The organism is Stutzerimonas degradans, assembly GCF_024448505.1.
GTDB lineage: Bacteria > Pseudomonadota > Gammaproteobacteria > Pseudomonadales > Pseudomonadaceae > Stutzerimonas > Stutzerimonas degradans.
Map to the genome: position 1 here is coordinate 38,321 of NZ_JAMOHV010000012.1, position 21,373 is coordinate 59,693.

Annotated in this window: 17 protein-coding genes; 9 read left to right on the forward strand and 8 right to left on the reverse strand. The window is 66.5% G+C overall.

The features are described 5' to 3' along the window. Window positions 1-96: 96 nt before the first annotated feature. Window positions 97-2,127: a methyl-accepting chemotaxis protein gene (locus tag NAV27_RS14980; protein ID WP_102827799.1), complete on the forward strand. Its 2,031-nt coding sequence runs from the start codon at window positions 97-99 to the stop codon at window positions 2,125-2,127. A gap of 7 nt (window positions 2,128-2,134) precedes the next feature. On the opposite strand, the gene NAV27_RS14985 is transcribed toward NAV27_RS14980, so the two are convergent. From NAV27_RS14985 to ada, 3 genes are read right to left on the reverse strand one after another with little or no spacing between them, the layout of a single operon-like run. Beyond that, window positions 2,135-2,926, reverse strand: a complete 792-nt coding sequence (locus NAV27_RS14985) for a TatD family hydrolase (RefSeq protein ID WP_102827798.1) — start codon at window positions 2,924-2,926, stop codon at window positions 2,135-2,137. A 46-nt stretch (window positions 2,927-2,972) separates the two neighbouring features. Further along, window positions 2,973-3,215, reverse strand: coding sequence for a hypothetical protein (locus NAV27_RS14990; protein WP_102827797.1), 243 nt, complete (start codon window positions 3,213-3,215; stop codon window positions 2,973-2,975). Between the two features lie 60 nt (window positions 3,216-3,275). Further along, on the reverse strand, window positions 3,276-4,316 hold the full coding sequence (ada, locus tag NAV27_RS14995; RefSeq protein WP_102827796.1) for a bifunctional DNA-binding transcriptional regulator/O6-methylguanine-DNA methyltransferase Ada: 1,041 nt from the start codon (window positions 4,314-4,316) through the stop codon (window positions 3,276-3,278). Between the two features lie 157 nt (window positions 4,317-4,473). Between ada and NAV27_RS15000 the strand changes: the two genes are divergently transcribed. Next, window positions 4,474-5,364, forward strand: coding sequence for a PA4780 family RIO1-like protein kinase (locus tag NAV27_RS15000; protein WP_054094583.1), 891 nt, complete (start codon window positions 4,474-4,476; stop codon window positions 5,362-5,364). Window positions 5,365-5,373: 9 nt separating this feature from the next. Here NAV27_RS15000 and NAV27_RS15005 read toward each other — a convergent pair whose 3' ends face one another. Continuing rightward, entirely contained in the window at window positions 5,374-6,294 is a 921-nt protein-coding gene (locus tag NAV27_RS15005; RefSeq protein WP_102827795.1) for a histone deacetylase family protein, read from the reverse strand. A 179-nt stretch (window positions 6,295-6,473) separates the two neighbouring features. Between NAV27_RS15005 and tesB the strand changes: the two genes are divergently transcribed. Together tesB and NAV27_RS15015 are read left to right on the forward strand one after the other, a co-directional pair. Next, window positions 6,474-7,343 (forward strand): acyl-CoA thioesterase II, encoded by an 870-nt coding sequence (gene tesB / locus NAV27_RS15010; protein WP_043299150.1) that lies wholly within the window; start codon window positions 6,474-6,476, stop codon window positions 7,341-7,343. Between the two features lie 32 nt (window positions 7,344-7,375). Then, complete coding sequence (locus NAV27_RS15015) at window positions 7,376-7,942, forward strand: HAD family hydrolase (RefSeq protein ID WP_102828254.1); 567 nt, start codon at window positions 7,376-7,378, stop codon at window positions 7,940-7,942. Window positions 7,943-7,960: 18 nt separating this feature from the next. Here the strand turns inward: NAV27_RS15015 and ypfJ are convergent, their stop codons facing one another. After that, a complete protein-coding gene (ypfJ, locus tag NAV27_RS15020) occupies window positions 7,961-8,818 on the reverse strand; it encodes a KPN_02809 family neutral zinc metallopeptidase (RefSeq protein ID WP_102827794.1) in 858 nt (285 codons plus the stop codon). Between the two features lie 183 nt (window positions 8,819-9,001). On the opposite strand from ypfJ, the gene NAV27_RS15025 reads away from it, so the two are divergent. Continuing rightward, window positions 9,002-9,553: a DUF4345 domain-containing protein gene (locus tag NAV27_RS15025; RefSeq protein ID WP_008569763.1), complete on the forward strand. Its 552-nt coding sequence runs from the start codon at window positions 9,002-9,004 to the stop codon at window positions 9,551-9,553. A 1-nt stretch (window position 9,554) separates the two neighbouring features. Here the strand turns inward: NAV27_RS15025 and NAV27_RS15030 are convergent, their stop codons facing one another. The 3 genes from NAV27_RS15030 to NAV27_RS15040 all read right to left on the reverse strand — a co-directional run bounded on the left by NAV27_RS15030 (window position 9,555) and on the right by NAV27_RS15040 (window position 13,069). Continuing rightward, window positions 9,555-10,340 carry a type IV pili methyl-accepting chemotaxis transducer N-terminal domain-containing protein gene (locus NAV27_RS15030; RefSeq protein ID WP_102827793.1) on the reverse strand — a complete coding sequence of 262 codons (786 nt, stop codon included), beginning with the start codon at window positions 10,338-10,340 and terminating at the stop codon, window positions 9,555-9,557. A gap of 282 nt (window positions 10,341-10,622) precedes the next feature. Continuing rightward, the gene (gene narL / locus NAV27_RS15035; RefSeq protein ID WP_054094587.1) at window positions 10,623-11,270 is read right to left on the reverse strand and encodes a two-component system response regulator NarL; all 648 of its coding nucleotides are present in this window, start codon (window positions 11,268-11,270) and stop codon (window positions 10,623-10,625) included. Continuing rightward, window positions 11,267-13,069: a histidine kinase gene (locus NAV27_RS15040; protein WP_180981412.1), complete on the reverse strand. Its 1,803-nt coding sequence runs from the start codon at window positions 13,067-13,069 to the stop codon at window positions 11,267-11,269. Before NAV27_RS15040 ends, narL begins: the two co-directional genes overlap by 4 nt. A 236-nt stretch (window positions 13,070-13,305) precedes the next feature. Between NAV27_RS15040 and NAV27_RS15045 the strand changes: the two genes are divergently transcribed. From NAV27_RS15045 to narH, 4 genes are all read left to right on the forward strand, one after another. Beyond that, window positions 13,306-14,568, forward strand: coding sequence for an MFS transporter (locus NAV27_RS15045; protein ID WP_043299139.1), 1,263 nt, complete (start codon window positions 13,306-13,308; stop codon window positions 14,566-14,568). A 19-nt stretch (window positions 14,569-14,587) separates the two neighbouring features. Next, window positions 14,588-16,000, forward strand: a complete 1,413-nt coding sequence (locus NAV27_RS15050) for a NarK family nitrate/nitrite MFS transporter (protein ID WP_043299137.1) — start codon at window positions 14,588-14,590, stop codon at window positions 15,998-16,000. A 65-nt stretch (window positions 16,001-16,065) separates the two neighbouring features. Next, a complete protein-coding gene (locus NAV27_RS15055) occupies window positions 16,066-19,821 on the forward strand; it encodes a nitrate reductase subunit alpha (protein ID WP_102827791.1) in 3,756 nt (1,251 codons plus the stop codon). An 11-nt stretch (window positions 19,822-19,832) separates the two neighbouring features. Then, entirely contained in the window at window positions 19,833-21,371 is a 1,539-nt protein-coding gene (narH, locus tag NAV27_RS15060) for a nitrate reductase subunit beta (RefSeq protein WP_102827790.1), read from the forward strand. Window positions 21,372-21,373 lie beyond the last annotated feature (2 nt).

Consider the following 21,373-nt stretch of genomic DNA (forward strand, 5'->3'; position numbering starts at 1 on the left):
ATATCCCGTATAACTCGATCCGCTACTTCTCTCTGACGAGCCCCGCTGCGGCTGCAACAGCCGCAAGCACATACCAATAAGATTGGGAGACGTCGTGTGAAAACTCTGTTGTATCCCGCAGTCGCGTTCATGAACCGGCTGAGCTTCGGCATGAAGTTCAGTCTCGTCAGCCTGTTGTTCTTCGTCCCCATGCTGCTGACCAACTTCTACCTGGTGCGTGATTCGTACCGGGAGTTCGTCGGTACCCGCAACGAACTGCAGAGCCTTGCGCTGCTCGGCTCCGCGCTGCAGCTGCGCCGCGATGTGGAGGACTGGCACGACCTGGTACAGATCGAGGCGATCATCGGCCAGACCGGGAATGCCGCGGTCCTTGCCGAGCGTCGCGGCCAGGTCGAATCCCGGCTGGCGGCGCGCCTGCAGGCCCTGCAACCGGTGAGCGACGATCCCGAGCAGATCGCCGAATTCAGCGCCCGCCGCGACGAGCTGAGCACGGCGCTGGGCAGCGCGCAGGCGGAGCAGTCGCTGCAGTCCAAGGCCGCGATGGCGGCGAGCCTGCTGGGGCGTGTGCAGGTGATGATCCGGCTGATCGCCGGGCAGTCCGGGCTCAGTCAGGACGCCCAGCGCGAAGTGCGCCAGCTCGCCGAGTTGCTGACCAGCGTGACGCCGACCATCACCGCGACGCTCGGCCAGGGGCGCGCGGTGGGCTCCTACACCTTCGGCCAGGGCTACCTCAACTCCGATGCCAGCAACACGCTGGACAATCTGGTGCTCGAGCTGGAGCGGCTGCAGGCACAGTACGCCGCGCAACTGCAGGACAGCCTCGCCGGCAGTGCCGAGGCTCGCGCGCAGCTCGACCAGTACGCCAATGCCAGCCGCGATTCGCTGGGGCTCGCCAGCGAGATTCTGCAGGACGAGGTGATCATGGCCGATGACTTCGATCGGCCCTGGGCGCAGTTCTACGACCGTATCGGCGCCGAGATGGCGAAGACCTACCAGCTCAACGACCAGATCCTGCAGCTGCTCGAAGGCGACCTCGCCGAGCGGCTGGCGCAGAAGCGCCTGCTGATGACCCTGCTGCTGAGCGCGCTGGGCGTCGTGCTGCTGCTGGTGGCCTATCTCTACGGCGGCTTCTACGTTTCGACGCGGGCCTCGCTGCGGGGGCTCGGGCGGGTCATGGAGTGCGTCGCCGAGGGCGACATGACCGCGCGTTACACGGTGCAGAGCCGCGACGAGCTGGGTGAGCTGGGCCAGCTGTTCAACGACGGTGTGGCACGGATTCGCGAGCTGATCGAGCGGGTCGGCCTGACGGTCGGCGAAGTCGAGCGTCAGGCCGGGCGCGTGGAGAACGTCTCCGGCGAAAGCAACCAGACGGTCTCCGAGCAGCGCAGCCAGATCGAGCAGGTCGCCACCGCGATGAATCAGATGTCCGCCACCGCCCAGGCGGTGGCCACCAGCGCCGAGGCGGCGGTGGGCAGTGCGCAGGACGTCAACGCCGAAACCGTCAGCGGTCGTGGTCTGGTCAGCGCGCAGGTCAGCGGCATCCAGCGGCTGGCCGAAGAAATCGCGCAGTCGGTGCAGGTGATCAACCGCCTGGCTGACGACAGCGCGGCGATCAGCCAGGTGCTCGACGTGATCAAGGGCATCGCCGAGCAGACCAACCTGCTCGCGCTCAACGCCGCGATTGAGGCGGCGCGTGCCGGCGAGCAGGGCCGCGGCTTCGCCGTGGTCGCCGACGAGGTGCGCAACCTGGCACGGCGCACGCAGCAGTCCACCGAAGAGATCGAGCAGATGATCGCGCGCTTGCAGGGCGGTGTCGGCGCGGCGGTGAAGACCATGCACGCCAGCCACGCGCTGGCCGAGGGCACGGTCAGCCAGTCGGCGCAGGTGGAGCAGGCGTTGGAGCACATTCTTGGCGCGGTCGGCAGCATCGTCGACCAGAGCCAGCAGATCGCCGCGGCGGCTGAGCAGCAGACGGCCGTGGCGCACGACATCGACCGCAACATCGTGGCGATCAACGAAGCCGGCAAACGCACCGCCGAGGGTGCCGGGCATACCGAGCAGGCCAGTCGTGAACTGACCCAGTTGGTGGGGCAGTTGCAGCAGCTGATCGGCGCTTTCCGCGTCTAGCCGGGCACTAGGTGTCGCCGAGCGGCCAGCCGAACAGTTCGCAGCTGTTGCGATAGCTGGCGGCGGCCAGTTCTGCGGTGCTGATGCCCTTGAGTTCGGCCAGCCGCTGGCAGATCTCCGGCAGCAGCTCCGGGCTGTTGCGCTCGCCGACGTGGCCCGCCGGTGGCATGTCCGGTGCGTCGGTTTCCAGCACAATGCCGTGCCGCGGCAACTGCTCAAGCACGCGCTGCATGCGCCGGGCCTGCGGCCAGGTACCGGCGCCGCCGAGGCCCAGCTTGAAACCCAGCTTCAGATATTCGCGCGCTTCCTCCCAGCTGCCGCTGAAAGCATGCACGATGCCGCCGCGGTGCAGCCGATGGCGCTTGAGCGTGGCGATCATCGCTGCATGGGCGCGGCGCACGTGCAGCAGCGCCGGCAGTTCGAAGTCGCTGGCCAGCTGGAGCTGGCGCTCGAGAAGGTACTGCTGGCGTTCATGGTCCGGCGCGTCGATGTAGTAGTCCAGGCCGATCTCGCCGATGGCGCAGAGCTTCGCTTCGCCGCGCAGGCGCTGCAGCCATTCGCCCAGCGCCGTGAGGTGCTCGTCGCGGTGCTGGTGCTGGTACACCGGATGCAGCCCGAGCGCGGCGTAGACGGCCGGCTGCTCGCTGGCCAGCTGCCAGACGCGCTGCCAGTTCTGTGCATGCACGCCGAGCACGACGATGCGCTCGACGCCGAGGGCGGCACAGCGTGCCAGCACGGCCTGACGGTCGGCGTCAAAATCCTCGAAGTCCAGATGGGTGTGGGTGTCGATCAGTGGCACGGCGGTCTGCGCTCGATGGCGGCGGGTTCGGCGCTCATGCTAACGCTCAGCGGCACTCTTCTTCGATCTGGATATCGCTGACGCCCAGCTCGGCCATGCGGCTGTGCTCGCTGGCGCGCAGCGGCGATTCCCACGGCGCGTCGACCGCCGCCTGCGGGTTACGTACGTGCGCGAGGAGGATTTCCAGCTCGGCCTGCTCCAGGCTCGGTTCCTCGAAGGCGCTCAGCAGCAGCGAGGCGGGTGCGCCATTGATGCGGTAATGGATGCGGTAGTGTTTCAGATCGGTCATGGCGCGGGTCCGGTGCGGCAGCGAGAGGTGTCGACACAACATCGGACCGCGAAAACGCCGTCAGTCTCCCGGCTTCTCCCGCGCTTCGCCAGCGAGCAGCGCGGCCTTGCGTGCCAGCCCCCAGCGGTAGCCGGTCAGCGCCTGCTGTGCGCCGACCACGCGATGGCAGGGCACCAGCAGGCCGACTGGGTTGCTCGCGCAGGCACGGGCGACGGCGCGGGCGTGGCTGTCGAGGGTGCTGGCGAGTTCGCCGTAACGCCGCGTCTGGCCCGGCGGAATGGCCTGCAATGCCTGCCAGACCCGTTGCTGGAAGGCACTGCCACGCAGATCCAGCGGCAACCTGGCCGCGCGCTCCGGCTCTTCGAGCTGGCCGACCACGGCCTGCAGCCAGTCTCCGAGACCGGCCTGATCGCGCTGCAGCCGGGCGGCGGCGAAGCGTTCGCGTAGCTCCTGCTCCAGCGCCGGCTCGTCGTCACCGAACAGCAACGCGCAGACGCCGCGCTCGCTCGCGGCGAGCAGCAGCAGCCCGAGCGGGCAGGGGGCGACGGCATAGCGCAGGGTTTCCCCGACACCCTTGCGCAGGCGCTGGGCCGGACTCAGCGCCTGCGCTTCGGCATACAGCGCGCGGGTGCTCGGGTAGCCGGCGGCCAGCGCTGCATCGAGCACGTTATCGGCGGCGGGCAGCTGTGCCTGCAGGCGCTCGCGCCGGCGCGCGGCGGCCCAGGCGCGGGGCGTGAGGCCGGTGCGTGCCTTGAACGCACGCGCCAGGTGCGAGGGCGACAGGCCGATGCGCGCCGCCAGCTGGGCGAGCGTCAGCGCCTCGGGTGCTTCGTCCAGCAGGCGACAGGCGGCGGCGACCAGCGTATCGAGCTGCTCGGCCGGGCTTTGCGCCTGCGGCCAGCAGCGCCGGCAGGGGCGGAAGCCGGCGGTTTCGGCCTGCTCGGCGGTGCCGAAGAACTGCACGCGATCGCGTCGCGGTCGCCGCGCCGGACAGCTGGGGCGGCAGTAGATGCCGGTCGAGCGTACGGCGAAGACGAACTCGCCGTCACAGCGCGCGTCGCGCGCGCAGAGCGCTTCCCAGCAGCGGTCATGGTCGAGCATGGCGGTGCTCCGATGAGAGTTGGGGTGATTGTCCGCCTTCGCTGTGCGAGCGCCAATCCGCAGCGCGCTTTCAAACTGCCGGGCGAGCATGGAAGCCCGCCGGGGTTTACCGTAACCTGCAGCCCCGCATTCACCGAGAAGGACCTGCAAGCCGCTGATGAAAACGCCTAAACGACTCGAACCGCTGATCGAGGATGGCCTGATCGACGAGGTGCTGCGGCCGCTGATGAGCGGCAAGGAAGCAGCGGTATATGTGGTGCGCTGTGGCGATGAACTGCGCTGCGCCAAGGTCTACAAGGAAGCCAACAAGCGCAGCTTCCGCCAGGCCGTGAAGTATCAGGAGGGCCGCAAGGTACGCAGCAGCCGCGATGCGCGCGCCATGGCCAAGGGTTCCAAGCACGGCCGCAAGGAGAAGGAAGAGAATTGGCAGAACGCCGAGGTGGCCGCGCTGTTCCGTCTGGCCGACGCCGGCGTGCGGGTGCCCAAGCCGTATGACTTTCTCGACGGCGTGCTGCTGATGGAAATGATCGCCGGCGAGGATGGCGATGCCGCGCCGCGTCTCAATGACGTCGAGCTGCACCCGGACGATGCCCGCGAGTTTCACGCCTTCATGATCCACGAGATCGTCAAGATGCTCTGCGCCGGGCTGGTGCATGGCGACCTGTCGGAGTTCAACGTGCTGCTCGACGAGCACGGCCCGGTGATCATCGACCTGCCGCAGGCGGTGGACGCCGCCGGCAACAACCACGCCTTCGAGATGCTCGAGCGGGATGTCGGCAACATGGCGGCCTATTTCGGGCGTTTCGCGCCGGAGCTGAAATTCACCCGCTACGCCAAGGAGATGTGGGCGCTCTACCAGCAGGGCAAGCTGACCCCGGAGAGCGAGCTGACCGGCGAGTTCGCCGAGCCGGAAGACGCCGCCGATCTGGATGCGGTGATGCGTGAGATCAAGGCCACGCTGGCCGAGCAGGCGCGTCGCGAAGCGCTGCGCAATGCCGACGATGCGCCGCACGATGAGCCGCCGCCTCCGCCGTGGCTGCGCCAGTAGCGGCGAGCTTCATTCCAGACCGAACTGTCGCCAGGCCTGCGCTGCACTGATGTGCAGCTGCGCGTGGCGGCGGGCGAGCCGGGCGCGGTCCTTGTCGTAGCCGCCGCCGATCAGCCCGGCCACCGGAATGTCGCGCCCTAGGCAATGCTCGAGCACCGCACTGTCGCGCGCCGCCAGCCCGGCATCGCTGAGATCGAGCAGGCCGAGGGCATCGTCACGGTGCACGTCGACGCCGGCGTCGTACAGCACCAGGTCCGGTTGATACAGCGGCAGCAGGTAGTTCAGCGTGTCGTCGACGATGCGCAGGTATTCCGCATCGCCCAGTCCCGCTGCCAGCGGGATGTCCCAGTCGCTGGTGGCCTTGCGTGCCGGAAAGTTCTTCTCGCAGTGCAACGACACCGTCACCGCGTCCGCCACGCCGTCGAGGATGCGTGCCGTGCCGTCGCCCTGATGCACGTCGCAGTCGAAGATCAGCACGCGGCCGACTCGCCCGCTTTCCAGCAGATAGAGCGCCACCACCGCCAGATCGTTGAAGATGCAGAAGCCAGAGGCATGGTCGCGATGGGCGTGGTGGGTGCCGCCGGCCAGGTGACAGGCCAGTCCATGCTGCAGCGCCAGCTCGGCGGTGAGCAGCGAACCGCCCACGGCGCGCACGGTGCGCTGCGCCAGTGCCGGGCTCCACGGCAGGCCGAGCCGGCGCAGCTCCGCCGGGCTCATGTCGCCGCTGCAGTAGCGCGCGACGTAATCGGCGTCGTGGGCGAGGTTGAGCACGTCATGGCGGCACAGCATCGGGCGCCGCAGCGCGGCGTCGGTGGTCAGGCCGCTGTCGATCAGGTGATCGCGCAGCAGGCGAAACTTTTCCATCGGGAAGCGATGCCCGGGTGGCAGCGGCGGGCTGTAGTCGTCGTGAAAGACCAGCGGGAGCGACATGGACGATGCAATCGGGCGGCGGTGGCGAATGAGTATGCGTGGCACCCGGTGCGTCGCTCAAGGATTGCGCGGCGCGCGACAGGTCGTTGCGATGGGCGTAGATGTCGGCTATTGGTGGAGCGTTGACGGCGAAGTCCGTAATATCGCCGACCCGCATCAACGCATATCCAGGACCCGCCATGACCCAGACACTCGATACCCTGGTCAACCTGCTGACGCTGGAACGCATCGAGGAGAATCTGTTCCGTGGCGCCAGCCAGGATCTGGGGTTTCCTCAGCTGTTCGGCGGTCAGGTACTCGGTCAGGTGATTTCCGCCGCCAGCCAGACGGTCGACGCCGCGCGCCACGTGCACTCGCTGCACGGCTACTTCCTGCGCCCGGGCGACTCGCATCAGCCGGTGGTCTACGACGTCGACCGCGTGCGTGACGGCGGCAGCTTCTCGACCCGCCGCGTCAGCGCGATCCAGAAAGGCCAGACCATCTTCACCGGCATCGCTTCGTTCCAGGCCGACGAGCACGGCTACGAACACCAGCTGGCGATGCCCGACGTGGTCGGCCCGGACGAGCTGCCCAGCGAGTGGGACCTGCTGCACAAGCTCTCGCCGCTGGTGCCCGAGCGGGTGATGGAAAAGCTGCGCCGGCCCAAGCCGATCGAGATCCGCCCGGTTACCGTGCAGGACCCGGCCAACCCGCAGCCGATCGAGCCGGTGCGCCATCTGTGGTTCCGTGCCGACGGCGCGCTGCCGGCCAACCCGGCGCTGCACAAGTACCTGCTGGCCTATGCCTCGGACTTCAGCTTCATCGGCACCGCGCTGCAGCCGCACGGGGTCAGTTCGTGGAGCAAGTTCATCCAGCTGGCCAGCCTCGATCATGCGATCTGGTTCCACCGCGAGGTGAAGATCGACGACTGGCTGCTGTATTCCATCGATAGCCCCTGGGCCGGTAATGCCCGTGGCTTCGCCCGCGGCAGCATCTTCAACCGTCAGGGCCAGCTGGTCGCCTCGGTGGCGCAGGAAGGCTTGATCCGCGTGCGCGAGGACTGGATGTGAACCTCGTCGGTGCGCGCCACTGGGTGTTCGACATGGACGGCACGTTGACCATCGCCGTGCACGATTTCGCCGCGATCCGCCGCGCGCTGCAGATTCCCGAGAGCGACGACATCCTCCATCACCTCGCTGCGCTGCCGCCGGAGCAGGCCGCGCCCAAGCGCGCCTGGCTGCTCGCGCACGAGCGCGAGCTGGCCTGCGCGGCGCGCCCTGCCGCGGGGGCGTTCGAGTTGTTGCAGGCGCTGCGCGAACGCGATTGCCGTCTCGGCGTGCTCACCCGCAATGCCCATGAGCTGGCGCTGGTGACGCTGGAAACGGTCGGCCTGGGCGACTTTTTCCGCGCCGAAGACATCCTCGGCCGCGACGAGGCACCGCCCAAACCGCATCCTGGCGGTCTGCTGCAGCTGGCCGCGCGCTGGGGTATCGATCCGTGCGCGATGATGATGGTGGGCGACTATCGCTTCGATCTGGAATGTGCCCGCGCCGCCGGGGCGCGGAGCGTGCTGGTCAATCTGCCGGAGAATCCCTGGCCGGAGCTGGCCGACCTGTACGCGCGCGACTGCCGCGCGCTGCACGCGCTGCTGAAAAGCGCCGGCCGCTAGTTCTGCCGGCCGTTCGCGCTACAGACGCGCCGTTTTGAACGTGTCGCAGCGTCCCGGCTCGCCGTGCTCGAAGCCGGCGCGGAACCAGCGCACGCGCTGCGCCGAGGTGCCGTGGGTGAAGGCGTCGGGCACCACGCGACCCTGACTCTGCTGCTGCAGACGATCGTCGCCGATGGCATTGGCGGCGTTCAGCGCCTCCTCCAGATCGCCTTGCTCCAGCCAGTCCAGGCGTTGCTGCGCGTGATAGGCCCAGACGCCGGCGAAGCAGTCGGCCTGCAGCTCCTGGCGCACCAGCAGGCCGTTGTCGCCCTCCATCTGCGCGCCGCGCTGGCGGGCCGTCTGCATCCGTTGCGAAACACCGAGCAGTGTCTGCACGTGGTGACCGACCTCATGGGCGATCACGTAGGCCTGGGCGAAATCGCCGGCGGCGGCGAAGCGCCGGGCCATGTCATCGAAGAACTGCAGGTCGAGATAGACCTGCTGGTCGCCGGGGCAGTAGAACGGGCCGACCGCCGAGCTGGCGAAACCGCACGCCGAGTTCACCCCGCCACGAAACAGCACCAGGGTCGGGTCGCGGTACTGCGCGCCACTCTGCTGGAACAGCGCGCGCCAGGTGTCCTCGGTATCGCCGAGCACGGCGCGGACGAATTCCACCTGCGGATCGTCAGCGGCGGGCTGTTCGCCCTGCTGCGACACCGCCGGACCGCCCTGACTGGCCAGCTGGCCGAGAATCTGCAACGGGTCCTGGCCGGAAAGCAGGCCGAGCACCACCACGATGGCGATGCCGCCCAGCCCCAGCCCACCGCCAAGGCGCATGCCGCTGCGGCCTCTGGCATCCACTACGTTGTCGCTGCGACGAGCCCGGTTCCAGCGCATGGTGGTGTTTCCTCTGTTGGACGACTACCGGTATCAGACCGGCTGGACTAGAGAATAGCTGCACGCGGACGTCAGGCTTGCCGCGCTTCGCGCATGCGCCAGCCGGCACCGCAGGGCGAACGAAAGGCCCGATGAAAGGTCCGATGACGACCGGGAGTCCAAGTCGCACAGCAGGAGTTTTCGATGCGTTTTGCCCGTTTGGTTCTGGCGATCCAGGCGCTGATCATGTTTGCGCTCAGCCTGGCGTACTGGCTGCGTCCCTACGAAATGGCCAATCTCAACGGCATGCTGCTGATGGAGTCGGCGTCGATCAGCCATATGCGGGTCTACTACGGCGGCCTGCAGCTGGGGCTGGCGCTGTTTCTGTTCTGGGCCATGCGCGGGCCCGAGCGCGCGCGAGCGGCACTGGTGATGCTGGTGATCACCATGCTGGCGCTGGTGGGGGGGCGCCTCGGTGCGCTGGCTCTGGATGGCGGCGAGCTGATCGGCTTCGACCTGGCCTCGTTGCTCTACCGTCTGCTGGCTGCTGCTTTGGCGGCGCTGGCCCTGTGGTTGCTGCGCGAGCCGGCTGCGGTGGAGGCCGATGAAGCCCCGGCGCAGCGGATCGAGCCGCCGACGCGGCGGCTGGTCGACGAGCCGCCGCAGCCGTTCCGTGTGGGAGATGCGCGGCCCGAGACGCCGGCGGCGGACGCCACGACGCCGCAAGCGTTCCGCCGCGGCGACCCCCAGCCGTGAGTCAGCGCGCTGCCTGGGCCAGCTGGGCGTAGTCGGCGGTCAACGCTTCCAGCTTCTGCAGCAGCGATTCGGCGGTGGTGACGATCACCGTCGGTACGTAGCGACCGTCCTCGGTCAGCTTGAAACCAACGCGGGCGAAGCGCCACTGGTTGCTGATGTGTTCGAGGCGGTCGTTGATCTGCTCGGTGTTCTGCTTGGCCGCGTGCAGCTCGTCCAGGCCCTGGTCGAATTCCTCCACCGCCGTATCGAATTTGCTCCGCAGTTCGGCGTCCGGCAGGTTCCAGCTCAGTGCCAGGTAGAGCATGGCGATGCGCTGGCTGAGCATGCGCAGCCGGCCGCTGCGGTTGACCAGATGCGCCGGCTGGCTGCCGTTGTGCTGTTCGATCCGCAGCGCCAGCGTCTCGCTCTGCGCGAGGAAGCGTTCGGCCAGCTTGAGCATCTCCAACGAGCGCGACTTGTCCGGCGCGGCGAGCGCCTGTTCGCGCAGCTGCTGCCAGGTCAGCCCGGCTTCGTCGGCGGCGCCGCGGATCGCGGCGCTGGAGGCGTAGTCGCCGAGCAGCTGGCTGTTTTCCTCGACACTGGCGACGCTGGCATCGAGCTGCGCCAGCGCGAGTTCGCTGCGGGTCTGGGTGCCGATCATCAGGTAGCTCTTGGCGATGCGCTGGCCGAGCATGCGTTGCTGGCCGGCGCGGTTGATGGCTTCGGCATCGCTGATGGCGGCCTGGCCGGGCAGGGCGCCGAGCAGCAGGCCGAGCAGCAGCATGCCGCGAAGCAGGTGTTGGAACATGTGGACTCCTTCCGGGTGGATTCGGCTGTCGCTGCCGTATCCGCGACAGCGGACCGGCGTGCGAGACGGCGCGAACGATAGGAGCCTTTGCCCGTTGGCCAATGATGCGAGTCAAGCGGTACGGGGTCGAAGGAGGTATTCCCCGGTGCGGCGGAGACGGGCGCGACAAGCGCCTGCGCGTACTGCACGCCGCACCGTGAGGCAGGGCCGGCGCGCCTTGCGCGGCTGCCGGTCGACTATGTCTTTGGGGGTACGCCAGGGTGGCCGGCCTGCGACGCCGTGTCAGCCGCGCTGGCGCTCGTTTTCCAGCGCCCACACGGCGGCCTCGACCCGCGAGCGCAGGCCGAGCTTGTGCAGCAGGTTCTTCACGTGGACCTTCACCGTGCCCTCGGTGATGCCCAGCTTGCGGCCGATCATCTTGTTGCTGTTACCGCCGGCGATCATCTTCAGCACCTGACGCTCGCGCTCGGTCAACTCCACCTCCGGCGCAACCGGCTGGCCGACGCGCAGCGCCTGCGCCATGACCCGCGCCAGTGCCGGGCTGACCACCAGGTCGCCTTGCAGCACCTCACGGATCTGCTGGATCAGTTTCTCCGGCTCCATGTCCTTGAGCAGGTAGCCGTCGGCGCCGAAACGCAGTGCGTCGCGCACGTCTTCCTCGGCATCGGACACGGTGAACAGCAGCACCTTGCCTTCGTAGCCGTCCTGGCGCAGGCGCTTGAGCGTCTCGATGCCGTTGAGGGTGGGCATGTTGTTGTCCAGCAGGATCAGCGCCGGCTGCAGCTCCGGCACCCGGCGCAGGGCCTCCTCGCCGTCGCTGGCTTCGCCGACGATGACGAAGTCGTCTTCCAGTTCGAGCAGCTGGCGCATGCCGCGACGCATCATGGGGTGGTCGTCGACGAGCAGGATGCTGTGGCGGGAGTCGTTCATGCGATGTCTCTCTCGAGATCGCGGCCGAGGAACTGCGGCGCGAAGTTCAGTTGCACGCGAGTGCCGTTGGGCTCGCGTTGTTCGATGCGCAGGCGCCCGTGCAGGTTGCGGGAGCGCTCGAGCATGATGGTCAGGCCGTGGTGCAGGCGCGGATCGAAATCCAGGGAAACCCCGCAACCGTCGTCCTCGATGAGCATTTCCACTTCCGACCCGACCTGCTGCACGGTGAGCCAGACATGGCTGGCGCCGGAGTGGCGGGCGCAGTTGGACAGCGCCTCGCGGGCGATCTGCAGCAGGTGGATCTGCTCGCTGGCCGACAGGCCGAACGGCAGCGTCTTGACGTTCAGCTGCACCGGGAACTGGCCGCGCTCGGAGAATTCGCGCGCGGTGTCGTCCAGCGCCTTGCGCAGCCCGCCTTCCTGGATCTTCAGGCGGAAGGTGGTGAGCAGCTCGCGCAACTGGCGGTAGGCGTTGTTCAGCCCGTCGCGGATTTCCTCGGTGACCTTTTCCAGCTGCTCCGGCGGCTCACCGCGGTGCATCAGCGTCTGCAGGCGGCTGACCTGCAGCTTCATGTACGACAGCGCCTGGGCCAGCGAATCGTGCAGTTCGCGGGCGATGATGGCGCGCTCCTCGAACAGCAGCAGGCGGTGGTCTTGCTCGCGGCGACGCTCCAGCGACAGCGCGGTGCCGATCAGGTTGGCCAGTGCCTCGATCAGCTCCAGCTCCCATTGCTGCGGCGGCCGGCCGTCGGCGAAGGCGGCGCGCAGCTCGCCCAGCTCGCTGCCCTGGTTGACCACCGGGCTGGCCACGATATTGCGCCGCTGGTGCAGGGTGCAGGTGGCGCAGTCGCCCGGCGAGCAGATTTCGCGCAGCTCGCTGCCGTGCAGGGCGATCAGTTGCTCGGCCGGTTCGCGCGGATCGCCGTGCAGGCACAGGGTCAGGCGCAGGCCCGGCAGGCGGTTCTGGAAACTGTCGATCAGCTTGTCCAGCGATTCGGCGCTGGCCGGCCCGCTGGCCAGGCTGCGGCTGCCTTGATAGAGCAGTTGCAGCGCGGCGTTGGCCTGGGCGAGGTGCGCGGTTTTCTGGGCGACGCGGCTCTCAAGGGTGTGATGCGATTGCTCCAGCGCCTCGGCCATCGCGTTAAAGCTGTTGGCCATGTGCCCCAGTTCGTCCTCCGAGCGGTACTGCACGCGCGCGCTGAGATCGCCGGCTCGGAAGCGCTCGGTGGCGCGCACCAGCTCCTGCAGCGGGCTGAGCACGCTGCTCTGCAGGCTGTACATGCCGACCATCAGCACCATCACCGTGACGAACAGCGCGGTGCCCTGGATCGCCAGCTGCCAGCTCTGCTTGCGCTCGCTCTGGCGCTGCAGCAGCAGGACGAACTGGTTGAGCTGTTCGACGAAACCGTCGGCATTGGCATGGAAGACCGCGACATCGCCACGCTCGAGCGCGGGCGCGAGCTGGTTGTGCCAGCGCTCGCGCAGGCCGGCATAGGCCTGATTGAGCGGCGACTGCTGATCGCTGCGCAGGATGCGGGTCAGGTTGATGCTTTCCAGGCGGTGGCGGAAGTTGTCGCCCTGGCGCTGGATTTCCGCGTTGTCGGTGCCGGCCTGCAGCCGCCAGCTCAGTTTGTATACCGACATGCGCAGCGAACCGGCGGTATTGATCGCGGCGGCATCGTCCTCGCTCAGCCAGGCGATCAGCCCGGCGCTGACGGCGCTGCCCAGCGCGAGGGTGCCGATCAGCAGGACCGCGACCCCGGCCCTTGCCGGCAGCGATCCACGGAACCAGTGGAATATCCGCACGCTACCTCCAAAGAGTTCCAGGACCGCCGCTTCGCCTGCCGGTTCGGGCTCTGATTGCATAACTAGCTGAATTTGAAAGGAAAAAAACCAAAAAAACTAACTACCTCCAAGGTGGTAGCGGGCAAATCATACTCTTTTGGTCGGGAATTTCGTCTTGATCCAAGTCAACGGAATCCGGCCCGCGCGTTAATAGCTTGCAAGCCAGGTCGAGCGTTCGGGGGAGTCCGACAATGGCTAAGTTGAACATGCAACAGGGGCTGGTGCTGGGGATGAGCACCGTCGCATTCACGATCTGCTTCATGATCTGGATGATGTTTGCCGTGCTCGGGGTGCCGATCAAGGAGATCTTCCAGCTCAACGAAACGCAGTTCGGCCTGCTCGCCGCGACGCCGGTGCTTACCGGTTCGCTGGTGCGTCTGCCGCTGGGCATGCTCACCGACAAGTTCGGCGGGCGCATCGTGTTCTTCATGCTGATGCTGATCTGCGTGCTGCCGATCTACCTGATCAGCGAAGCGACTGCCTACTGGCACTTCCTCGTGCTGGGCCTGTTCGTCGGCCTGGCCGGCGGCTCCTTCTCGGTCGGCATCGCCTACGTCGCCAAATGGTTCGACAAGAGCAACCAGGGCCTGGCGATGGGCATCTTCGGCGCCGGCAACGCCGGATCGGCGCTGACCAAGTTCATCGCCCCGGCGATCATCGCCGCCGGCAGCTGGCAGATGGTGCCCAAGGTCTACTCGGCGATCATGTTCATCACCGCGCTGCTGTTCTGGTTCCTGACCAGCGAGAACAAGGCGCACCGCGTGGCCAGCACCGTCACCCTCAAGAGCCAATTGCAGGCGCTGAAGGATCCGGCCGTGTGGCGCTACTGCCAGTACTACTCGATCGTCTTCGGCGGCTACGTCGCGCTGGCGCTGTGGATGACCAAGTACTACGTGCAGGAGTATGGCTTCAGCCTGCAGGCCGCCGCGCTGCTGGCCGCCTGCTTCTCGCTGCCCGGCGGCGTGCTGCGCGCCGTGGGCGGCTGGATGTCGGACAAATGGGGCGCGCAGAGCGTGACCTGGTGGGTGATGTGGGTGAGCTGGGTGTGCCTGTTCCTGCTGTCCTACCCGCAGACCGATTTCACCATCCAGACCGTCGAGGGCTCGCGCACCTTCCACATCGGGCTCAACGCCTGGGTGTTCACCGCGCTGATGTTCATCGTCGGCATCGCCTTCGCTTTCGGCAAGGCCTCGGTGTTCAAGTACATCTCCGATGACTACCCCGAAAACATGGGCGTCATCTCCGGCATCGTCGGCCTGGCCGGCGGCCTGGGCGGCTTCGTGCTGCCGATCATGTTCGGCGCCCTGGTGGACCTCACCGGCGTGCGTTCCTCCGCCTTCATGCTGCTGTACGGCGTGGTCTGGGTCTCCCTGATCTGGATGTACTTCAGCGAAGTGCGCAAAACCCCTCTGATGGGCAAGGCCGGCCAAGGCCAGCAGCCCTCCGCGTCCTGATCCCACCTGGAGCATGTCCATGACAGCCATCGATTCATCCGCGGCCAAACGGCCGCCCAAACAGGGACCGGTCATCCATGACTGGCGCCCGGAAGACGCTCAGTTCTGGGCCGCCACCGGCAAGGCCATCGCCACGCGCAACCTGTGGATATCGATCCCCGCGCTGCTGCTGGCGTTTGCCGTGTGGATGGTCTGGAGCACGGTTATCGTGCGGCTGAATGCCATCGGTTTCGGCTTCAGCACCGACCAGTTGTTCTGGCTGGCGGCGCTGCCAGGGCTGTCTGGCGCGACGCTGCGCATCTTCTACTCGTTCATGGTGCCGGTGTTCGGCGGCCGCCGCTGGACCGCGATCAGCACCGCGTCGCTGGCCATCCCGGCGCTGTGGATGGGCTTCGCCGTACAGAACCCGGAGACGCCCTACAGCGTGTTCGTGATCATCGCGCTGCTGTGCGGCTTCGGTGGCGGCAACTTCGCCTCGTCGATGTCCAACATCAGCTTCTTCTATCCCAAGGCGCAGCAGGGCACCGCGCTCGGCCTGAACGCCGGCCTGGGCAACCTTGGCGTGTCGGTGATGCAGTTCAGCGTGCCGCTGCTGATCGGCATGGGCCTGTTCGGCGCCGCCGGTGGCCAGCCGCAGGAGTTGGCCGATGGCAGTCAGCTGTGGCTGCAGAACGCCGGTTTCATCTGGGTGCCGTTCATCCTCGCGGTAACCGTCGCGGCCTGGTTCGGCATGAATGACCTGTCGTCGGCACGTGCCTCGTTCAGCGAGCAGGCGGTGATCTTCAAGCGCAAGCACAACTGGCTGATGTGCTGGCTGTACCTGGCCACCTTCGGCTCGTTCATCGGCTTTGCCGCCGCGTTCCCGATGCTGATCAAGACCTCCTTCCCGGAAGTCAACGCACTGAGCTTCGCCTTCCTCGGCCCGCTGGTCGGCGCCCTGGTGCGTCCGCTGGGCGGCTTCGTGGCGGACAAGCTGGGCGGCGCGCGCGTCACCCTGTGGAACTTCGTGGTGATGATCGGTGCGGTGTTCGGCGTGCTGCAGTTCCTGCCCGAGGCCGGACAGGGCGGCAGCTTCTACGGCTTCCTCGCCATGTTCATGCTGCTGTTCGTTACCACCGGCATCGGCAACGGCTCCACCTTCCGCATGATCCCGGTGATCTTCCGCACGCTGCACGAGCGTCGTGCCGGCAAGAACGCCGCCGCCCGTGAGGAAGCGCTGCGTGCCGCCGGCAAGGAATCGGCTGCGGTGCTGGGCTTCAGCTCGGCGATCGGCGCCTTCGGTGCGTTCTTCATTCCCAAGTCGTTCGGCTCCTCCATCGCCCTCACCGGCGGCCCGGAGATGGCCATGTACGGCTTCGTTGCCTACTACGTGACCTGCATTCTGGTGACCTGGTGGTGGTACTCGCGCAAAGGCGCCGAGACCCCCTGCTGAGTCGACTTCGAGATTAAAAGTAGAGCGCAGGCACGACCTGCGCTCAGTCTGAGAGGAAAGAAACGATGAGTTACCTACTCGACCAGCTGCGCTTTTTCAATCGCAAGCAAGGAGAGTTCGCTGACGGACACGGCGAAACCCGCATCGAATCGCGTGATTGGGAAAACGTCTACCGCTCGCGCTGGCAGTACGACAAGATCGTGCGTTCCACCCACGGGGTGAACTGCACCGGTTCGTGCTCCTGGAAGATCTACGTGAAGAACGGCCTGATCACCTGGGAAACCCAGCAGACCGACTACCCGCGCACCCGTAACGACCTGCCCAACCACGAGCCGCGTGGCTGCCCGCGTGGCGCGAGCTACAGCTGGTACATCTACAGCGCCAACCGCCTGAAGTACCCCAAGGTGCGCAAGCCGCTGCTGAAACTCTGGCGCGAGGCACGCCGCAACATGGCGCCGGTGGATGCCTGGGCCAGCATCGTCGAGGACAAGGCCAAGGCCGAGTCGTACAAGAGCAAGCGCGGCATGGGCGGCTTCATCCGCTCCAGCTGGGACGAGGTCAACGAGATCATTGCCGCCGCCAACGTCTACACCGTCAAGCAGTACGGTCCGGACCGCGTGGTCGGCTTCTCGCCGATTCCGGCGATGTCGATGGTTTCCTACGCCGCCGGTAGCCGCTACCTGTCGCTGATCGGTGGCGTGTGCCTGTCGTTCTACGACTGGTACTGCGACCTGCCGCCGTCCTCGCCGCAGGTGTGGGGCGAGCAGACCGACGTGCCGGAATCGGCCGACTGGTACAACTCCAACTACATCATTGCCTGGGGCTCCAACGTCCCGCAGACGCGTACCCCGGACGCGCACTTCTTTACCGAAGTCCGCTACAAGGGCACCAAGACCGTGTCGATCACCCCGGACTACTCCGAGGTGGCCAAGCTCACCGACCAGTGGCTGAACCCCAAGCAGGGCACTGACGCCGCGCTGGCACAGGCCTTCGCCCACGTAATCTTCAAGGAATTCCACCTCGAGAAGCCGAGCGCCTACTTCACCGACTACGCCAAGCGCTACACCGACATGCCGATGCTGGTGCTGCTCAACGAGAAGGACGGCAGCTTCATCGCCGACCGCTTCCTGCGCGCCTCCGACCTGACCGGCAACCTCGGCCAGGACAACAACCCCGAGTGGAAGACCATTGCCGTCGACGCCAACGGCGAGCTGGTGTCGCCGCAGGGTTCGATCGGCTATCGCTGGGGCGAGAAGGGCAAGTGGAACATCGAGGCGCGTGAGGGCGGCGCCGGTCGTGACGTCGATCTGCGACTCAGCCAGATCGACAGCGGCGAAACCGCCGAGATTGCCTTCCCCTACTTCGGCGGGCAGGTTCACGAGCACTTCACCGCGGTCGAGGGCGACGAAGTCCAGCTGCGCCGCGTGCCGGTACTCAGCGTCACCCTGGCCGACGGCCGCAGCGCCAAGGTCGCCAGCGTGTTCGACCTGATGGCCGCCAACCTGGGTATCGCCCGTGGCCTGGGCGGCGCCAACGTCGCTGCCAGCTACGACGACGCCAGCGTGCCGGGTACCCCGGCCTGGCAGGAGAAAATCACCGGCGTGGCGCGCGAGAAGGCGATCCAGATCGCCCGCGAGTTCGCCGACAACGCCGACAAGACCAAGGGTCGTTCCATGATCATCGTCGGTGCGGCGATGAACCACTGGTACCACATGGACATGAACTACCGCGGCCTGATCAACATGCTGATGTTGTGTGGCTGCGTGGGTCAGACCGGTGGCGGCTGGGCCCACTACGTCGGTCAGGAAAAGCTGCGTCCGCAGTGCGGCTGGCTGCCGCTGGCCTTCGGCCTCGACTGGAGCCGTCCGCCGCGCCAGATGAACGGCACCAGCTTCTTCTACAACCACAGCTCGCAGTGGCGTCACGAGAAGATGAGCATCCACGAAGTGCTCTCGCCGCTGGCCGACAAGTCGCAGTTCCCCGAGCACATGCTCGACTACAACATCCGCGCCGAACGTGCCGGCTGGCTGCCGAGCGCTCCGCAGCTCAACCGCAACCCGCTGCAGATCTGCCGTGACGCCAAGGCCGCCGGCATGTCGCCGGTCGACTACGTCACCAAGTCGCTGAAGGACGGCACGCTGCGCTTCTCCTGCGAGCAGCCGGACAGCCCGGAAAACTTCCCGCGCAACATGTTCGTCTGGCGTTCCAATCTGCTGGGTTCCTCCGGCAAGGGCCACGAGTACATGCTCAAGTACCTGCTGGGGACCAAGAACGGCGTGATGAACGAAGACCTCGGCAAGCGCGCCGACGGCTTCAAGCCGACCGAGGCCGAGTGGGTCGACAACGGTGCCATCGGCAAGCTCGATCTGGTCACCACCCTCGACTTCCGTATGTCCTCCACGTGCGTGTACTCCGACATCGTCCTGCCGACCGCGACCTGGTACGAGAAGGACGACATGAACACCTCGGACATGCACCCGTTCATCCACCCGCTGTCCGCGGCGATCGACCCGGCCTGGGAAGCCAAGTCCGACTGGGAGATCTACAAGGGCATCGCCAAGGCCTTCTCCAAGATGGCCGAAGGGCAGCTGGGCGTCGAGCAGGACCTGGTCACCGTGCCGCTGCTGCACGACACCCCCGGTGAGCTGGCGCAGCCGTTCGGCGGCACCGACTGGAAGACCGAGGGCAAGGACCCGGTGCCGGGCAAGAACTGCCCGAACATCACCGTGGTCGAGCGCGACTACCCGAACACCTACAAGAAGTTCACCTCGCTCGGCCCGCTGCTCGACAAGCTGGGCAACGGCGGCAAGGGCATCAACTGGAACACCGAGCACGAGGTCGAGTTCCTCGGCGAGCTGAACTACAAGGTGCGCGAAGAGGGCGTCAGCCAGGGCCGGCCGAAGATCGAAACGGCCATCGACGCGGCGGAAGTGATCCTCTCGCTGGCGCCGGAAACCAACGGCCACGTCGCCGTGAAGGCCTGGGCCGCGCTGTCGGAATTCACCGGCCGCGACCACAGCCACCTGGCGCTGCCCAAGGAGCATGAGGCGATCCGCTTCCGTGACATCCAGGCGCAGCCGCGCAAGATCATCTCCAGCCCGACCTGGTCCGGCCTGGAAGACGAGCACGTCAGCTACAACGCCGGCTACACCAACGTTCACGAGCTGATCCCATGGCGCACCATCACCGGCCGCCAGCAGTTCTATCAGGATCACCCGTGGATGCTGGCGTTCGGCGAGGGGCTGATGAGCTACCGGCCGCCGATCAACACCCGTTCCACCGGCTACGTGCAGGGCAAGAAGTCCAACGGCAACCCGGAGATCGCGCTGAACTGGATCACCCCGCATCAGAAGTGGGGCATCCACTCCACCTACACCGACAACCTGATCATGCTGACCCTCAGCCGTGGCGGCCCGATCGTGTGGATGAGCGAGATCGACGCGAAGAAGGTCGGCATCGAGGACAACGACTGGATCGAGTGCTTCAACGCCAACGGCGCCCTGACCGCCCGTGCGGTGGTCAGCCAGCGCGTGATGGAAGGCATGGTGATGATGTACCACGCCCAGGAACGCATCGTGAACGTGCCCGGCTCCGAGACCACCAAGACCCGCGGCGGCCACCACAACTCGGTGACCCGCGTGGTGCTCAAGCCCACCCACATGATCGGCGGCTACGCCCAGCTGGCGTACGGCTTCAACTACTACGGCACGGTCGGTTGCAACCGCGATGAATTCGTCGTGGTACGCAAGATGAAGAACGTCGACTGGCTCGACGGCCCGAACGGCGATGCACTGCCGCAACCCCTGCCGCAAGATATCTGAGGAAAAAGGCCATGAAGATTCGTTCACAAGTAGGCATGGTCCTGAACCTGGACAAGTGCATCGGCTGCCACACCTGCTCGATCACCTGCAAGAACGTCTGGACCAGCCGCGAAGGCATGGAGTACGCCTGGTTCAACAACGTCGAGACCAAGCCCGGTATCGGCTACCCGAAAGAGTGGGAAAACCAGGACAAGTGGAAGGGCGGCTGGGTACGTAACAGCGACGGCAGCATCAACCCGCGCATCGGTGGCAAGTTCCGCGTGCTGGCGAACATCTTCGCCAACCCGGACCTGCCCTCGATCGACGACTACTACGAGCCGTTCGACTTCGACTACCAGAACCTGCATACCGCGCCGATCTCCGATCACCAGCCGGTGGCACGCCCGCGCTCGCTGATCTCCGGCCAGCGCATGGAGAAGATCGAGTGGGGCCCCAACTGGGAGGAGATTCTCGGCACCGAGTTCGCCAAGCGCCGCAAGGACAAGAACTTCGACAAGGTGCAGGCCGACATCTACGGCCAGTACGAGAACACCTTCATGATGTACCTGCCGCGCCTGTGCGAGCACTGCCTCAACCCGGCGTGCGCGGCGGCCTGCCCGAGCGGTGCGATCTACAAGCGCGAGGAGGACGGCATCGTCCTCATCGACCAGGAGAAGTGCCGCGGCTGGCGCATGTGCATCAGCGGCTGCCCGTACAAGAAGATCTACTTCAACTGGAAGAGCGGCAAATCCGAGAAGTGCATCTTCTGCTTCCCGCGCATCGAGGCCGGCATGCCGACCGTCTGCGCCGAGACCTGCGTGGGCCGCATCCGCTACCTCGGCGTGCTGCTGTATGACGCCGACCGCATCCTCGAAGTGGCCAGCACGCCCAACGAGCAGGACCTCTACCAGAAGCAGCTGGACATCTTCCTCGACCCGTTCGATCCGAAGGTCATCGCCCAGGCCCAGGCCGACGGCGTGCCGATGTCGGTGATCGAGGCCGCGCAGAAGTCGCCGGTGTACAAGATGGCGGTGGACTGGAAGCTGGCCCTGCCGCTGCACCCGGAATACCGCACGCTGCCGATGGTCTGGTACGTGCCGCCGCTGTCGCCGATCCAGAACGCCGCCAGTGCCGGCCACGTCAGCATGGATGGCGTACTGCCGGACGTCGACAGCCTGCGCATTCCGCTGCGCTACCTGGCCAACCTGCTCACCGCCGGTGACGAGAAGCCGGTCAAGCTGGCGCTCAAGCGCATGCTCGCCATGCGTGCCTACAAGCGCGCCGAGCAGGTCGACGGCGTGCAGGACCTCAAGGTGCTGGAGAGCGTCGGTTTGTCGGTTGCCCAGGTCGAGGACATGTACCGCTACCTGGCCATTGCCAACTACGAAGACCGCTACGTGATCCCGACCGCGCACCGCGAGGAAGCCATGAGCGACGCCTTCGCCGAGCGTTCCGGCTGTGGCTTCAGCTTCGGCAGCGGTTGCTCCGGCGCCTCGGACACCAACATGTTCGGTGCGAAGAAGGCCAACCGTCGCGACGTGATCAAGACCGTCCAGTTGTGGGAGGACTGAGC